This is a genomic window from Paracoccus sediminilitoris (genome assembly GCF_003259195.1).
In the GTDB taxonomy this organism is placed as follows: domain Bacteria; phylum Pseudomonadota; class Alphaproteobacteria; order Rhodobacterales; family Rhodobacteraceae; genus Paracoccus; species Paracoccus sediminilitoris.
Map to the genome: position 1 here is coordinate 24,049 of NZ_QJPK01000001.1, position 15,844 is coordinate 39,892.

The following is a 15,844-nucleotide window of genomic DNA, read 5'->3' on the forward strand; positions in this document are numbered from 1 at the left end:
GAAGGAACAGCCCATGAAAAAGAAACTTGTCGTCATCGGCGCCGGCATGGCCTCTGGCCGCCTGCTGGAACACCTGTTCGAAACCGTGCCCGACGCGTGGGAAGTCACCCTTTTCAACGCGGAACCGCGCGGCAACTACAACCGGCTGATGCTGTCGCCGGTCCTGTCGGGGGAAAAGACCTATGACCAGATCGTCACGCATGATGCCGACTGGTACGCGGCCCACGGCGTCGATTGCCGCTTTGGCCAGCCTGTCATCCGCATCGACCGCGACGCGCGCGTCGTTCATTCCAACCAAAGCAGCGCGGAATATGACGCGCTGGTGATTGCCACGGGGTCCGCGCCCTTCATCATCCCCGTCCCCGGCAAGGATCTGCCCGGCGTCGTCGCCTATCGCGATCTGGAAGACACGCAGGCGATGATGGCGACCGCCGGCAAGGATGCCGTCGTGATCGGCGGCGGCCTTCTGGGATTGGAGGCTGCAGCGGGCATGGCCGCACAGGGCGCCCGCGTCACCGTGATCCACCTGATGGATCACCTGATGGAACGTCAGCTGGACCCTGCGGCGGGATACTTGCTGCAAAAGGACCTCGAGCGTCGCGGCATCACCGTCCATTGCAAGGGCGCCACCAAGGCGATCCTGGGCAAGGACCGGGCCGAGGCCGTGCTGCTGGAAGACGGCACTGTCCATCCCGCCGATCTGGTCTGCATGGCCGTGGGCATCCGCCCGGAAACCCGCGTCGCCGTCGATGCGCATCTTGAGGTCGAGCGCGGCATCGTCGTCGACGACGCGCTGCGCACCAGCGATCCGCATATCTTCGCACTTGGCGAATGCGTGGAGCATCGCGGACAGCTGTTCGGCCTGGTCGCGCCGCTTTACGACCAAGCCAAGGTCCTGGCCAAGACCCTTGGCGATCAACCCGCCGAATTCCGCCCCGTCCAGACCGCGACCAAGCTGAAGGTCACCGGCTGCGACCTGTTCAGCGCGGGCGATTTCGCCGAAGGCGAGGGGCGCGAGGACATCGTCTTCCGCGATCCCGGACGCGGCATCTACAAGCGGCTGGTCCTGCAGGACGACCGGATCATCGGCGTGGTCATGTATGGCGACACCGCCGACGGCAACTGGTTCTATGGCCTGATGAAGGACGGCACCAATATCGCCGACATGCGCGACACCCTGATCTTCGGCCCGGCCTTTCAGGGGGGTGCCGCACCGGACCCTATGGCGGCCGTTGCAGCCTTGCCGCCTGAGGCGGAGATCTGCGGCTGCAACGGCGTCTGCAAGGGAACCATCGCCGAGGCTGTCCGGAACGGCGCGACCACGCTGGATGCGGTGCGCGGATGCACCAAGGCCAGCGCATCCTGCGGCACCTGCACCGGGCTGGTGGAACAGGTCATGGCGCTGACCCTTGGCAACACCGTCGTCAACGCCCCCGCCGGCATGTGCAAATGCACCGATCACAGCCACGAGGACGTGCGCCGACTGATCAAGTCGATGGGCCTCAGGTCCATTCCCGCCGTCATGCAGGATCTTGGGTGGAAAACCGTCGGCGGCTGCCATTCCTGCCGCCCGGCCCTGAACTTCTACCTGCTGGCCGAATGGCCGCTGGAATACCAGGACGACCGACAGTCGCGCTTCGTCAACGAACGCAACCATGCCAACATCCAGAAGGACGGCACCTATTCGGTCGTCCCGCGCATGTGGGGCGGCGTCACCACGCCTGCCGAACTGCGCGCCATCGCCGATGCGGCCGACAAGTATGACGTGCCGATGGTCAAGGTGACTGGTGGCCAGCGCATCGACCTTCTGGGCGTCCGCAAGGAGGATCTGCCCCATATGTGGGCCGATCTGAACGCCGCCGGGCTGGTATCCGGCCACGCCTATTCCAAGGGCCTGCGCACCGTGAAGACCTGCGTCGGCAGCGAATTCTGCCGCTTTGGCACGCAGGATTCGACCGGGTTGGGCATCAGGCTGGAAAAGCTGCTGTGGGGGTCATGGACACCGCACAAGGTCAAGCTGGGCGTGTCCGGCTGCCCGCGCAACTGCGCCGAGGCGACCTGCAAGGATGTCGGCATCGTCTGCGTCGACAGCGGCTTCAACATCAGTGTCGCCGGCGCGGCGGGGATGGAGGTGAAAGAGACCGAACATCTTGCCTCGACGCCTTCCGAGGACGAAGCGGTCGAGATCATCACCGCCTTCGTGCAGCTTTACCGCGAAGAGGCCAAATATCTTGATCGCGCGTGGAAATGGGTCGCCAAGGTGGGCCTGGACTGGGTGACGGCCCGCGTCGTCGACGACCTGCCCAATCGCCGACGCCTGGTCGAGCGGTTCGAGATCAGCCAGTCCGTCTATCGCCGCGACCCCTGGGCCGACCTGTCCACCCCAGCCGAGACGCCCAAATGGGGGCCCCTTGCCGACCTGACCCTGGAGGCCGCCGAATGACCCGTTTCATTGATCTCGCATCGCTGGAGGACATTCCCCGGCAAGGCGCACGCCTGATCCGCACCGCCGCGGGATGCGTCGCCGTGTTCCGCACCGCAGATGACAGCGTCTTCGCGCTGGACGACCGCTGTCCGCACAAGGGCGGCCCCCTGTCGGAAGGTATCGTGCATGGCCACCAGGTGACCTGCCCGCTGCACAACTGGGTCTTCGATCTGAACACCGGCACCGCGCAAGGCACCGACGAAGGTGCCGTCCGCACCTGGCCGGTCACGGTCAGCAATGGCCGGGTGCTGATCTCGGCCGATCTTCTCTCCCGCCATCAAGCCGCCTGAAAGGACCACCATGAACAAGATCACCATCGACGAAACCACCCGCGACGATGCCACCGCGATGATCCTGCGCGCCAAGAAGCGCGCCGGCCAAAGCTGGCAGCAGCTGGCCGACGCGATCGGCATGTCGCCCGTATGGCTGCATTCCGCCGCCACCGGCATGAACGGCTTTCCCGAGGAGAAGGCGCGGGCTCTGGCCGCGCTGCTGGGTCTGCCCGACAGCGTGATCGAACCGCTGACCGACAGCCCGCTGAAGGTCTGGGACCAGGCCGTTCCCACCGATCCCTGCATCTATCGCCTGTACGAGATCGTCGGCGTCTACGGCCCGACCGTCAAGGCGCTGATCAACGAGGAATTCGGCAACGGCATCATGTCGGCCATCGACTTCTCGATGCATCTCGAACGTGAACCCCATCCCAAGGGCGACCGCGTCCGCCTGACCATGTCGGGCAAGTACCTGCCTTACGCCAACTGGTAACGGCCGCCCCGGCCCCCTCTCAGCAAGGACGATCCCAATGTCATACGTCACCCCATCGGATTTCGCGAAAAAGATGATCGACGCCGGCGAGGCCAAGGTCTTCATGTCGACCAAGGACACGCTGATCCGCGCCTATATGGCCGGCGCGATCCTGGCCCTGGCGGCGGCATTCGCCGTCACCGTCACGGTGAACACCGGCAATCCCCTGATCGGGGCGCTGCTGTTCCCCGTGGGCTTCTGCATGCTCTATCTGCTGGGCTTCGACCTGCTGACCGGGGTCTTCACGCTGGTGCCCCTGGCCTTGATCGACAAGCGGCGCGGCGTCACGGTCAAGGGAATGCTGCGCAACTGGGGCCTTGTCTTCTGCGGCAATTTCGCGGGCGCCTTCACCGTCGCGGTCTTCATGGCGATCATCGTCACATTCGGCTGGTCCGAGGCCCCGAATGCGGTCGGCGAGAAGATCGGCCATATCGGCGAAGGCCGCACCATCGGCTATGCGGCACATGGGGCGGCGGGCATGCTGACGCTGTTCGTGCGCGCCGTCATGTGCAACTGGATGGTGTCCACCGGCGTCGTCGCCGCGATGATGTCGACCAGCGTGTCGGGCAAGATCATGGCCATGTGGATGCCGATCCTAGTGTTCTTCTACATGGGCTTCGAACATTCAATCGTGAACATGTTCCTGTTCCCGGCGGGCCTGCTGCTGGGCGGCAACTTCACCATCATGGACTATCTGATCTGGAACGAGATCCCGACCGTCATCGGCAACCTGGTGGGCGGGCTGACCTTCGTGGGCGCGATGATCTATGCCACCCACCACCGCACCTCGCCCGAGCTTGAGCGCATGACCGACGACCGCCCCGTCGCAGTCCCGGCAGAATAAGGAACGGCCATGAACATGCACGCTGCCGCCCGCCCTGTCCGGACGACCTGTCCCTATTGCGGCGTTGGCTGCGGTGTGCTGGCCACGCCCCAGCCTGACGGCGGCCTGGCGATCCAGGGCGATCCGGACCATCCGGCCAATTTCGGGCGCCTTTGCGTCAAGGGCATGGCGCTTGGAGAGACTGTCGGCCCCGCCGGTCGCCTGATGACACCCCAGATCGGGGGACGCCGCGCGGAATGGGACGAGGCGCTGGACCTGGTCGCGCAGCGGTTCAGCGCGACCATCGAAAGCCACGGCCCCGATGCGGTCGCCTTCTACGTTTCGGGCCAGTTGCTGACCGAAGACTACTACGTCGCCAACAAGCTGATGAAGGGGTTCATCGGCAGCGCCAATATCGACACGAATTCCAGGCTGTGCATGGCGTCATCGGTGGCAGGCCACCGGCGCGCCTTCGGCAGCGACACGGTGCCGGGCCTCTACGAGGATCTGGAGCAGGCGGATTGCGTCGTCCTTGTCGGTTCGAACTTGGCATGGTGCCATCCCGTCCTGTTCCAGCGTCTTGCCGCCGCCCGCGAGGCGCGGGGCACCAGGGTCATCGTCATCGACCCGCGACGCACCGCCACCTGCCAGATCGCCGATCTGCACCTGCGCGTGCGGCCCGGATCGGACGCCGTCCTCTTCAACCTGCTGCTGGCCGAGGCGGCGCGTCGGGGTTTGACCGACAGCGGGTGCGTGGACGGGCTGGACGACGCGCTGGCATCGGCCCGCGCGACCGACGCGGCGATGACGGGGCTGTCCGCCGATGACCTGCGCCGATTTTTCGACCTGTGGTGCGACAGCGACAAGGTCGTAACCGTCTATTCCCAAGGCATCAACCAATCCGACAGCGGTACGGACAAGGTCAACGCCATCCTGAACTGCCACATGGCGACGGGCCGCATCGGACGGCCCGGGATGGGACCGTTTTCGGTCACCGGGCAACCCAATGCCATGGGTGGCCGAGAGGTCGGCGGCATGGCCAACATGCTGGCCTGCCATCTGGAGATCGAAAATCACGATCACCGGCGGGCGGTACAGGGCTTCTGGAACGCCCCCATGATGCCAAAGGCGCCGGGTCTGAAGGCCGTCGACATGTTCCGCGCCATCGAGGATGGCCGCATCAAGGCGTTGTGGATCATCGGCACCAATCCCGCCATGTCCATGCCGGATGCCGACCGCGTCGCCCGCGCCATAGCTGGCTGCGATTTCATCGTCGTGTCGGACATCGTGTCGCAGACCGATACGACGCGCCTGGCGGATGTCCTGCTGCCCGCGACGGGATGGGGGGAAAAGGACGGCACGGTCACGAATTCCGAACGGCGGATCAGCCGCCAGCGCCCGACCCTGGCCCCGGCAGGCCAGGCCCGCGACGACTGGCGCATCCTTGCGGATGTGGCGCGGCGGATGGGATGGCAAGACGCCTTCGGCTGGTCGCACCCCTCCCAGATCTTCGCGGAATATGCGGCGCTTTCGGGCCTGGCCGGTCGTTTGGGCAGCGATTTCGACATTTCCGACCGCGCGGCGATCAGCCGCCCCGATTACGACGCGATGACCCCATTCGTCTGGCCAAGCGCCGGCCCACGGCAAGATCAGCGTTTCTTCGGGGACGGCACCTATCACACGCCGACGGGGCGGGGCCGCATGGTGGCCGTCGCCCCACGCTTGCCACATCCGGTGACGCCCGCCCTTCCCTTTCGGCTGAACACCGGGCGGGTGCGCGATCAATGGCACAGCATGACGCGCACCGGCACCGCACCGCGGCTGTCGCGCCACATGGCCGAACCCTATCTGGAAATTCACCCCGGCGATGCGGAATGCCTGGGCCTTGCCCCCGCCAGCTTTGCCCGCGTGACCACGCCGCGCGGCGAGGTTGTCCTGCGTGTCCTGGTCACCGACCGCGCCGCGCCGGGCCATCCCTTCGCGCCGATTCATTGGAGCGATCAGAACGCCGCCTCCGGCCGCGTCAATGGCCTGACCGAAGCCATCGTGGATACGCTGTCGGGTCAGCCTGCGCTGAAATTCACGACTGTCTCGATCGCGCCCTTCGCCGCCAGATGGTACGGCTTTGCGGTTTCGCGCCAACCGATCAGACCCACATCCGAATATTGGGCCACCGCCACGCTGACCGGCGGTCATCAGGCCGAGCTGGCCGGATTGACCCTGCCCGACGATTGGGTCGCGGCAGGACAGCGCCTGTTCGGGATCGCGACCACGCCGATGATCGTCCGCGACGACCGGCGGGGGATCGTCAGGCTTGGCTTTGTCGCGGATGATCGCCTGATGGCCGTGCTGTTCGTCTCCGAAGACCCCGTCGCAGTGTCGCGCAGCCATCTGGCGCAATGCCTGGGGCAGGATGTCGATGCATCGCTGTTGGCGGGCCGCCCGGCCATGGGCCGGCAGGACGAGGGCGCGACCATCTGCGCCTGTACCGGCATCGGGATCAACCGCCTGATCACGGCGATCACGACGCAGAACCTGCTTTCTGTCGATGACGTCGGCAAGGCCTTGGGCGCCGGTGCGAATTGCGGCTCATGCCGACCAGAGATCAAGGCGCTGATCGTTCAGGCCGGGACCAAGCCGGCATTGACGCCGGTTCCCGGATAGCCATGCCCCCTGAAACGGGACCCGACATGGCAGTGCCGGTTCCGCGCCATCCCGACCGGGTTCAGTCATGATCCAGGATGCCGGTGATCAGGTCCAGCGCTGCTTCGGCCCGCACGGCGTTGGGATAGTTGCGATTGGCCAGCACCACCACCCCGATCCTTTCGGACGGAACCATGGCCACATAGGCGCCAAAGCCGTTCGTGGACCCGGTCTTGTTGAGAAAGACCGCGCCGTCCAACGGTGTAATGCGCCGCTCAAGCGGTTGCGGATCAAGCGCCATCGCACTGCTGTTGCCTGCGGCCAGTTGTTCGGCGGTGACGGGCCAGGGATATTCCTCCCAGATCATCGCCTGCGCGAAATGGGCCGTGTCATAGCGCGCGTCGCGGGTCTGCGCCAAGGCGGCGGTCACCTCGGGCGTGGCGTGGGTGGCGCCCAGCTGGGCTTCCAGGAACAGGATCATGTCCGAAACGGAAGATTTCACCCCATAGGCCTCGGCGTCCAGCATGCCGGGATTCACCCGGATCGGGCGGTCATCCGAACGGTCATAGCCGAAGGCATAGCGCGACATGGCGTCTTGCGGCACCGTGACATGGGTGTCCTTCAGGCCAAGCGGCGGCAGCAGGCGGGTGGTCAGAGCGGTTTCAAAATCGCTGCCGTAGGCTTGCGCGGTGATCCGCCCCAGCAGCCCGATGCCGAGGTTGGAATATGACCGGACGCCGGCGGGATCGACATCCGGACGCCAGGCCGCAAGCCACTTGGTCAGCGTGGCATCATTCGTGATCTGGTCCGGCACCTGCAGCGGCAGCCCGCCGGTCGCATGGGCGGCAAGGTCATAAAGGGTGATTGTGTCAAACGCGCTGCCCCCAAGCGCAGGCATGGCCGTCGACACGGGGCCGTCCAGCGAAAGAAGGCCTCTTTCCTGCGCCAACCCTGCCAAGGCAGCGGTGAAAAGCTTGCTGACGGAACCCAGCTCGAACAGCGTCTCGACCGTGACCGGCTGCGCCGGATCGCGCACCGCAAGACCATCGGTATGGACATATGTCTTGCCGCGATAGGTCACCCCGACGGCGATGCCCGGAATGTCATGGGCTGCGGTGACGGGGTCGAAGACCGTTTCGGCAAGACGCTGGAACGCTTGGCCCGACAACGGAGCAGCCAGCGCCGGCGCCCCACAGAACAAGGCCGCGACACAGCAGTGAATGATGGTTTTCATGGGATGTCCCGCCTGTGACGAAACGCGCCCGCCGCGCGCCCGTGTTGAGTTACATTTGCTGGCCCAGGCTTAGCGAGCGGCATTTCCCCCTGCAAAAGATCATTTCTTGTCCCTGCGTTGAGAAAATGTGATGGATCTGCATGGACCGTCCGAACATCCCACTGAATGCCCTGCGCGCCTTCGAGGCTGCGGCACGGCATCTGACGCTGACCCATGCCGCCGTCGAACTTTGCGTGACCCAGGCCGCCCTCAGTCACCAGATCCGCAACCTGGAGGACCGGCTGGGCGTCGCCCTGTTCCGCAGGGTGCCGCGCGGGCTGGTGCTGACCGACGAAGGGATGGCCCTTGCGCCCGTCCTGACCCGGGCGCTGGACAGCATCGGGGATACGCTGGACCGGTTTTCCGACGGGCGATACCATGAATCGCTGAATGTCGGTGTCGTTGGCACCTTCGCGACGGGCTGGTTGATCCCGCGCCTTGCGGCTTTCGAGGCGGCCCATCCCGGTGTCGATCTGCGGATCTTCACCAACAACAACCGCGTGACGCTGATGGGCGAAGGGCTTGATCTTGCGATCCGCTTCGGGGACGGCTCGTGGCATGGAACGGCCTCCTGCCTGATCATGCCGGCCCCGCTGACACCGATCTGCGCGCCCGACCTTGCCGCAAGGCTGACCAAGCCGGAGGATCTGGCCGCGACCTGTCTGCTGCGATCCTATCGCGGCCTTGAATGGGAGCGTTGGTTCGAGGGGGTCGGCCTCAGCTATCCGAAACTGCGCGGCCCGACGCTTGACAGTTCGCTGGCACTTGCCGAGATGGCCGCCCAGGGCCATGGCGTCGCCCTTTTGCCGCACAGTCTTTTCCGGCACTGGATGGATGGCGGGCGCTTGGCGCGTCCCTTCGACCATGCGGTCGACATGGGCAGCTATTGGCTGACCTGGCCGCAGACCCGGACCGAAACCCAAGGCATGCGCTGTTTCCGCACCTGGCTGACCGAAACGGTGGCCGCATCCCGTGCGGAAGAACCTTGACGCATCGCTGACGGGGTCGCGGGTTCTTTAAGGACAGGCCTCCGAAAATGCCACAAGCCGGTCTCCGTTTTGGGAAACCGGCTTGGGACTTGTCAGCGGCGGAGCATCCTGTCCGCCTTGCGGATCAGCGATCAGAAGACGAAGTCGGATGCCCCCAGATCATGCAGACCCAGGATGCGGATCTGAGCCTCGGCGGCCGTGTCGTTGTCGGTATCAATCTGCACGAAGGTATCGACCCCGTCGTTGAAGACCCGCACCTGGTTCGTTCCCCCGGATGCAAAGGCCTGCGATCCCAGGAACAGGAAGGTCAGCCCGGCCATGTCGCCGATATCGATGATATCGCCGCCCGGCGCGCCCGCCTGGCCGAAATCGGTGATGACATCGGACGCCGCAAGCGAGCTGTGGGACGTGGTGGCAAAGACGAAGGTGTCGTCGCCCAGGCCCCCGGTCAAAATATCCAGCCCGGCGCCGCCGATCAGCATGTCGTTGCCGTTGCCGCCCTCCAGCGTGTCGTTGCCGTTCACCCCGGCCATCGTGTCGTTGCCCGAACCGCCCTGCAACCGGTTCCCCGAGTTGTTGCCGAAGGCAAGATCGTCACCGGCGCCCATGATCAGCGCCTCGACCTGCTGAACCCGGTCGGACAGTGCCGCCGTCGTGCCGGTCCCCGTGATCGTGGAGGTCGCGAAGGACAGGTCGACCGACAGGTCCGACGCATAGGCCGTCAGGTCCAGCGTGTCGAAGCCCGCCCCGCCGGTATAGAGGTCGCTGGCATCATCGACCCGTGCGACGAAGAAGTCGTCCCCGCCGCCCGCATTCAGCACGTTCGCCGAAGCATTGCCGGTCAGCACATCCGCCCCGTTGCCGCCCCGCACGTTGGCGATGTTGGCGACCGAAGTGAAGCCCGACGCCGTGCCCGCCCCCAGATCGACCACCACGCCCGCCGATCCGACTGAATAGGCCAGGGTGTCGGAACTGCCGGCCAGATCGACATGGATCTGTTCGACAGAAGTGATCGAGGTGAAGCCGGTCAGCGACGTCAGCGCCGTGCCGTCCCAGGACGCGGTCAGCGTCTGGTTCGCGGTGGTGCCGTCGATGCGCAGACGGTCGATGCCGTCGCCGCCGTCGACGGCGTCGTTCCCGTCACCCCAGGCGAACAGGATCAGGTCGTCGCCCGCACCGCCCTGGATCTGGTCGTTGTTGCGTCCGCCGACCAGGATGTCGCGTCCGTTGCCACCGCTCAGCTGGTCATTGCTGGCCTGGCCGAACAGGACGTCGTCGCCGTCATTGCCGGCCAGGATATCGATGCCGCCCATGCCATAGACAAGGTCGTCACCCGCCGATCCGGCGATGATATTGGCCGCGTTGGTGCCGGTCACGACCTGCAGCCGTTCGGTCCGGCTGACGCCGGCGGTGGTGAAGGTCAGGTCCAGCTGGTGGGTCTGGTTGGCGCCCAGGGTCCCGGCCATGGCCAGCGTGCCGTCGGCGGCCAGGCTGAACAAGGCGCTGCTCCCTGCGGCCAGTGCAAAGGTGCCGGGCACGCCCTGGGCCGTAACGATGCCGATGGTCGACCCGTTCGCGGGCAGCGAGGCAGGCGCCGCATCCACCTGCAACGCAAGGTTGACGTTGATGCCGATTGGCGTGTCGATCGACACGGTCTGGTCGGCGAATTCCAGATCCTCGATGTTGCGGATCAGGTCGATATCGTCGAAGGCCACCCGTCCGTCACCGCCCAGGTCGCGGACCGAGATGAACCCGTCGCCATCCACGTCATAAGCCGCCTGGATCAGCAGGCTGCCGGGCAGCTGCACGCCGCGGCCCTCGATCTCGTATTCGGCGAAATTACCGGCAAAGACCGCCGTGTCCCGTGCGCTGCCGGGGTCCGAGCTGAGGATTTCGCGGACGATGGACATCTGGTCGGGTCTGATCGACCGGTCCAGCAGCAGCGAGGTCAGGGACCGTCCCCCGAAGGCCGCGACCGAGAAGTCCGGCTGTCCATCGGGACCCACGGCATAGACGCGCCCTGCGTACTGACCCGCCGCCGCCCGCGAGCTGTTCAGCGATTCCGCCGAATACTCGACGCCGTCAACCATGATGCGGATGCGCACGTTCAGCCAGGCGTCACCGTCGATGACGTCAAACCCGCCGCGCCCCATCATCCGGTCGGAACCCCCGCCGCCCATGATGATGTTGCCGTCCCGGAAGCTGGTCGCACCCGGTCCGCCCAAGGTTTCCAACGCACCGTCGAACCAGGCCCGCAGACCCTCGATCCGGTCGATGCCGGCGGCGTCAAGGACATGTTCGTCGAAGCTGGCATTGGGGTCGAGATCGCCGATGGTCGTCCCACGGTTGTCGCCCAGCATGATGTCGTCATGCTTCCAGCCGGACATGGCCTCCATCAGGTCGAAGCGGTCGCGCAGGATCTCGGCAGGGACCGAGGTGAAGATCGGGATATTGAAGTCCCAGTTCACCCCCGCCACGTCGTATTTGCCGCTGGCCCAGTCAAAGCCGAACATCCCTTCAAAGCGCTGGACGCCGATACCCGAAAGGGCGATGTCGTCGCCCGATTCCAGGTCATAATCCTGGTCGTTGCCCTGCCCCCAGGCCACGTCATGGCCAATGATGGTCGAGTTGAAGAACAGCTCGGAGTTGTCGCCCGAGATGACGTCGAAACCCTCGCCGCCCTCGATCCAGTCGTTGCCCTCGTTGCCCAGCAGGTTGTCGCCACCCGAACCGCCCAGGATGAAGTCGTTGCCCTCGCCGCCGAAGCCCTCGCCCGCGTCCTGGCCGATCAGCAACGCGTCCTGGCCCTCGCCGCCGAACAGCAGGTTGATGCCTCGGGACGACGAGATGACGTCATGGCCACGCTCTCCGCGCAGGAAGTTGTCGCCGAAGGTGTCCTCGATGATGTCGTTGCCGTCGCCGCCAAAGACCTGGTCGGCACCGGCACCGCCGTTCAGATAGTCGTCACCGCCATCTCCCCAGAGCGCGTCGTCGCCCAGGTCCGAGGTCAGCGTGTCATTGCCTTCGGTACCGCCCAGCACGACATGTTCGCCGCCGCGGAAATGCAGCGCGCCGCCCACCTGGTGGCCATTGCCGTCCGTGACGCCGGAATCCACCCGGATCACCTTGGGATCAAGCTGCTGCAGCAGCGGATCGTCCCAGACCGGATCAAGACCCTCAGCGTCGCCGTTATAGTCACGCTGCGCGATGGCCCGGTCCAGTTCCAGGATCATGTCCGGGGTCAGGAACAGGTTGGCGTTGATATGCGTGGCATAGACATCGCTCAGGGCCGAATTGCGCATTACGATATCGGCGAAGGTGTTCGCCTCCAGCGCGTCCAGCAGATTCAGACCCTGGGTCCGCGACAGGTAATAGAAGCGGTCGCCGTTCTGCAGCTGCTCCATCTGGTATTCGAAGATGAAGCCGAAGGTGGTGCCCAGCATGCCGCCGAATTCCGTCACCTTTTCGGCCAGGCCGCCGATCCACATGTCGACATTGTCCAATCCGCCCCGGTCGTTGCCTGCGCCATAGCCGCCGCGCCCGTTGAGGAAGTTCAGCCGATCCTCGTTGGTATAGGTCACGCCGCGGATGGTCACGCCGTCGTTGTTGGTGCCGTCACCGAACAGCAGCAGGGTGGCGGCCGCGCGCTTGTCGGCCAGGGTCGTGGCGGTTTCGATCGATTCATGGTTGCCATAGGCCGCGATGAAGTTCGCGATCGAGAACGGGTTCTTCAGATATTGGGTGAATTCGGCCCAGCTGGCATAGGGCTTCAGGTCCGGCAGGCCGAAATCATTATACAGCTGCGCGCGTGTTTCATTCAGCGACGGCACGCCGGTTTCCCGCGCCCGGGCGATGTTCAGTGCCGCCAGGTCAAGGGGCAGGCCCAGCAGGTTGCTGCGCAGGGCGGGGACGACGAATTCGTCGATCTCGCTGCCCACATCCGAGGTCAGGCCGCGGATGAGGGCCGCCTGCGCCTCGTCCAGAGTCGCGCCCGAGCCGGTGAAGGCCTCGGGGTTCAGGAAGGCCTCGATCAGCGACATCTGCTCTTCGTCGCCGTTCACCGGCAGCAGGTCGGCCCCCAGGCGGTCCACGGTATCGGTCAGCATCGAATGCCCGAAGCGATAGACCACATGGGCGAATTCCGCCACGATCGAGGCGTCGATATCGGCCGAGTTGGTAAAGACGAAGGGATCGACGCCCGGCGCGATGCGGCGTGCGAATTCCTCGAACACCATGTGCTGATACTGCATTTCGGTGCTGAAGCGCGCGGCCTGGAACATCCGGTCGCCGTTCCAGACCAGCTCATCGGGATCGATGGTCGACAGGTTCGTCCCCTCGGCCAGGGGCACCAGCAGCCATTCGTTGATGAACGACAGGTCGTTCGTCTCCAGAATGGTGTGCTTGTTCTCCTCGATCATGCGGTTGTGTTCGGAATGGAAGATCGAGTGCAGCGATTGCAGCGCGATGTTCTCGTTTCCGCGCCCGTCGCCCGAAACGATATGCAGCTCCAGCATCTCGTCGTCATATGTGTTGGGATTGTGTTCGTCCCCGGTCACGGTGTCGGCATCCGGGATCATCCCGGCACTGGGCGCGGCGTGATGGGCGATGTCGACCAGGAAGGCCGGCCCGGCCGCCATGCTGCCCGCGGTGGTGATCCCTTCGGCGGTGCCTTCGCGCAACCAGGGTTCGGGATGGTCGGCGTCAGGCTCCATGACCATCTGGGCATAGCCGTTCGGCCCGGTGATCAGGTTGCCATAGGCATCCGTCAGCAGCAGCGGCACGCGATGGACATCCATGTCCTGCAACCGGATGCCCAGCACTGACAGCGCCTGCGCCTTGACGTCGGCCCAGTTGCCGACCGCTCCGTCCAGCGAACCGGTTTCGGTCCGCGCATCCAGCAGATGGCCGGTGGAATAGGCGCGGGTGACGCCATCGACCTCCATGCGGACCTGCTCGCGCAGGAAGACCTGGTGCGAGGCATGCGAGGTATAGGTCTGGTTCTGGTCCACGAAGGCGGTCGTGGCATTGGTGTGCTGCTCGATCCCGTTTTCGTCCACGACGGGCGTCGCGCGGGTCAGCGCCATGAAACGCAGGTTCGCAGGCAGATCGTCATCCGTGCCAAAGACTTTGTCGGCGCCCGCAATCAGCGGATCGTCGGCCTGCAGCGGGATGAAGACGGTGCCGTTGCCACCCTTGTTCACCAGGTCCAGACCATGGTCGAAGAACTGTCCGAAGATGGTCATGAAGCTGTTGAAGGGCGATGTCAGCCCGACATCCGGAGAGACGTGGTCGATAACCAGGCCACCCTCGGGGCCGGTGCTGAGGTGGTATTGCTCCAGCAGGTTGGCCAGGGCGGCGGCGGTCTGCTCGGGGGTGCCTGCGGTGCCGGCTGCGGCGATGGCGGCATCAAGGGCCGTCTGCGCGGCGTCCAGTTCGGCAAGGGCCGCGTCGCGCACGATCACGGCGGCCGCGACATCGGCCACCGCTTCCAGCCGTGCAGCCTCGATCGCGGCGATGCTGTCGGCGGCATGCCCGTCTGGACCAAGTGTTGCCTGATAGGCGGCCTGCGCAGCCTGCAGGGCCGCCTGATCGGCCAAGTCTTCCATGGCCAGGTCCAGCGCATCCAGCAGCGCCTGCGCCGCCAAGGCCATGTCCTGGACCGAGGCGACGGGATTGTCGCGCAAGGCAAACACGACCGCGTCAATCGCCAGCTTGGCCGACCTAGCGGCCGCATCTGCGTCCGCGAATGATGCCGACGCATTGACGCCGTCTGCCACGTCGGTCAGCAGTTGGTTCAGCTTGCCATCGGCGGCCTCTGCCGCGTCGGTCGCGATTTGGGCCAATGTGCCCGCAGCGGTCAGGGCGTCGGCGCGCGACATGGCCGCGCTGAGAACGGACGCCGCGGTGCCATGTTGGGCGGCCTCCTCGGCCTGGACCTCGGTGGCGGCCTGCACGGCAGCATTCGCCCCCTTGGCGTTCAGCGTCGCCTGATAGGCGGTGGTGATGGCGGCGACGGCGGCATTCGCGTCGGCCCCGGTGATCCCCGCGACCTTCAGCGCCGCATAGACCGCCGCCGCGTTCGCCGGGGTCTGATCCACGATCAGGTTCGAGATGGTGCGCGGATCGCTGTCCACCACGTTGCCGTTATTACCGTAATTGGTGTTGCCGACGCCGAAGAAGGGATTTTCATCCTGCTCGTTCGAATAGACCGGGTCCAGCAGGCGCGGGAACAGCGTGTCGCCTGCCCCGTTGCTTTCCGTGCCGGGCAGCAGGCTGTTGTCGCTGCCATCAACGGTGCGCAGGCCCACGGGCATCAGGGCCGCATCGGCCGCACTGACACCATAGACCGCTTGGATCGCCTGAACTGTCGTCATCCCCGGCGTCGAGGCCTGAAGCTCCGAAACCTCGATCTGCTTGAGGATGAACTGAAGGTCGTGCGCATTGACGTGAAAACTCGTCGGCATTGTCATCTCCTGACGTGACCAGAGGCGGGCGCAAGGCGGCGCAGCCTCCGGCGACGGGGCCGATGGAAATGCGCGACGGCGCGGGCCGATTTACCAGATACATGTCGCGCCTCCGCTGTGGGAAGACGGACGACAAGGCAAGGTTACGCCTTGAGGGACAGTCCGCTATACGGCGGAAGGTCGACAGGACTAGGGACTTTGGTCGCCATTCGGGTCAGACCCGCGAATCCCGCCCGGCCCAAGGGGGCGGGCCGGACCCGGCGCCGCGACGCCGGTGCCCGTTCCGCACAACCTAGGATAATTCCTGGTGCCGCGAACCGGCGATTAGTCCAGTGGGATACCTGTCCTTTTGGATAGTATGGC

Annotated in this window: 8 protein-coding genes; 6 read left to right on the forward strand and 2 right to left on the reverse strand. The window is 65.3% G+C overall.

What is annotated here, in order from left to right:
- Positions 1-13 precede the first annotated feature (13 nt).
- From nirB to DKT70_RS00145, 5 genes are read left to right on the forward strand one after another with little or no spacing between them, the layout of a single operon-like run.
- Complete coding sequence (gene nirB, locus DKT70_RS00125) at positions 14-2,443, forward strand: nitrite reductase large subunit NirB (protein WP_111557272.1); 2,430 nt, start codon at positions 14-16, stop codon at positions 2,441-2,443.
- Positions 2,440-2,775 carry a nitrite reductase small subunit NirD gene (gene nirD / locus DKT70_RS00130; protein ID WP_111557273.1) on the forward strand — a complete coding sequence of 112 codons (336 nt, stop codon included), beginning with the start codon at positions 2,440-2,442 and terminating at the stop codon, positions 2,773-2,775. Before nirB ends, nirD begins: the two co-directional genes overlap by 4 nt.
- 10 nt (positions 2,776-2,785) lie before the next feature.
- A complete protein-coding gene (gene cynS / locus DKT70_RS00135; RefSeq protein ID WP_111557274.1) occupies positions 2,786-3,250 on the forward strand; it encodes a cyanase in 465 nt (154 codons plus the stop codon).
- 37 nt (positions 3,251-3,287) lie between these two features.
- Positions 3,288-4,133, forward strand: a complete 846-nt coding sequence (locus tag DKT70_RS00140; RefSeq protein ID WP_111557275.1) for a formate/nitrite transporter family protein — start codon at positions 3,288-3,290, stop codon at positions 4,131-4,133.
- 9 nt (positions 4,134-4,142) lie between these two features.
- The gene (locus DKT70_RS00145) at positions 4,143-6,776 is read left to right on the forward strand and encodes a nitrate reductase (RefSeq protein WP_233490348.1); all 2,634 of its coding nucleotides are present in this window, start codon (positions 4,143-4,145) and stop codon (positions 6,774-6,776) included.
- Positions 6,777-6,837: 61 nt separating this feature from the next.
- Here the strand turns inward: DKT70_RS00145 and ampC are convergent, their stop codons facing one another.
- Positions 6,838-7,989 (reverse strand): class C beta-lactamase, encoded by a 1,152-nt coding sequence (ampC, locus tag DKT70_RS00150; RefSeq protein WP_111557276.1) that lies wholly within the window; start codon positions 7,987-7,989, stop codon positions 6,838-6,840.
- A gap of 140 nt (positions 7,990-8,129) precedes the next feature.
- On the opposite strand from ampC, the gene DKT70_RS00155 reads away from it, so the two are divergent.
- A complete protein-coding gene (locus DKT70_RS00155) occupies positions 8,130-9,017 on the forward strand; it encodes a LysR family transcriptional regulator (RefSeq protein WP_111557277.1) in 888 nt (295 codons plus the stop codon).
- A gap of 131 nt (positions 9,018-9,148) precedes the next feature.
- Here DKT70_RS00155 and DKT70_RS18600 read toward each other — a convergent pair whose 3' ends face one another.
- Positions 9,149-15,481, reverse strand: a complete 6,333-nt coding sequence (locus tag DKT70_RS18600) for a peroxidase family protein (RefSeq protein WP_267895635.1) — start codon at positions 15,479-15,481, stop codon at positions 9,149-9,151.
- Positions 15,482-15,844 lie beyond the last annotated feature (363 nt).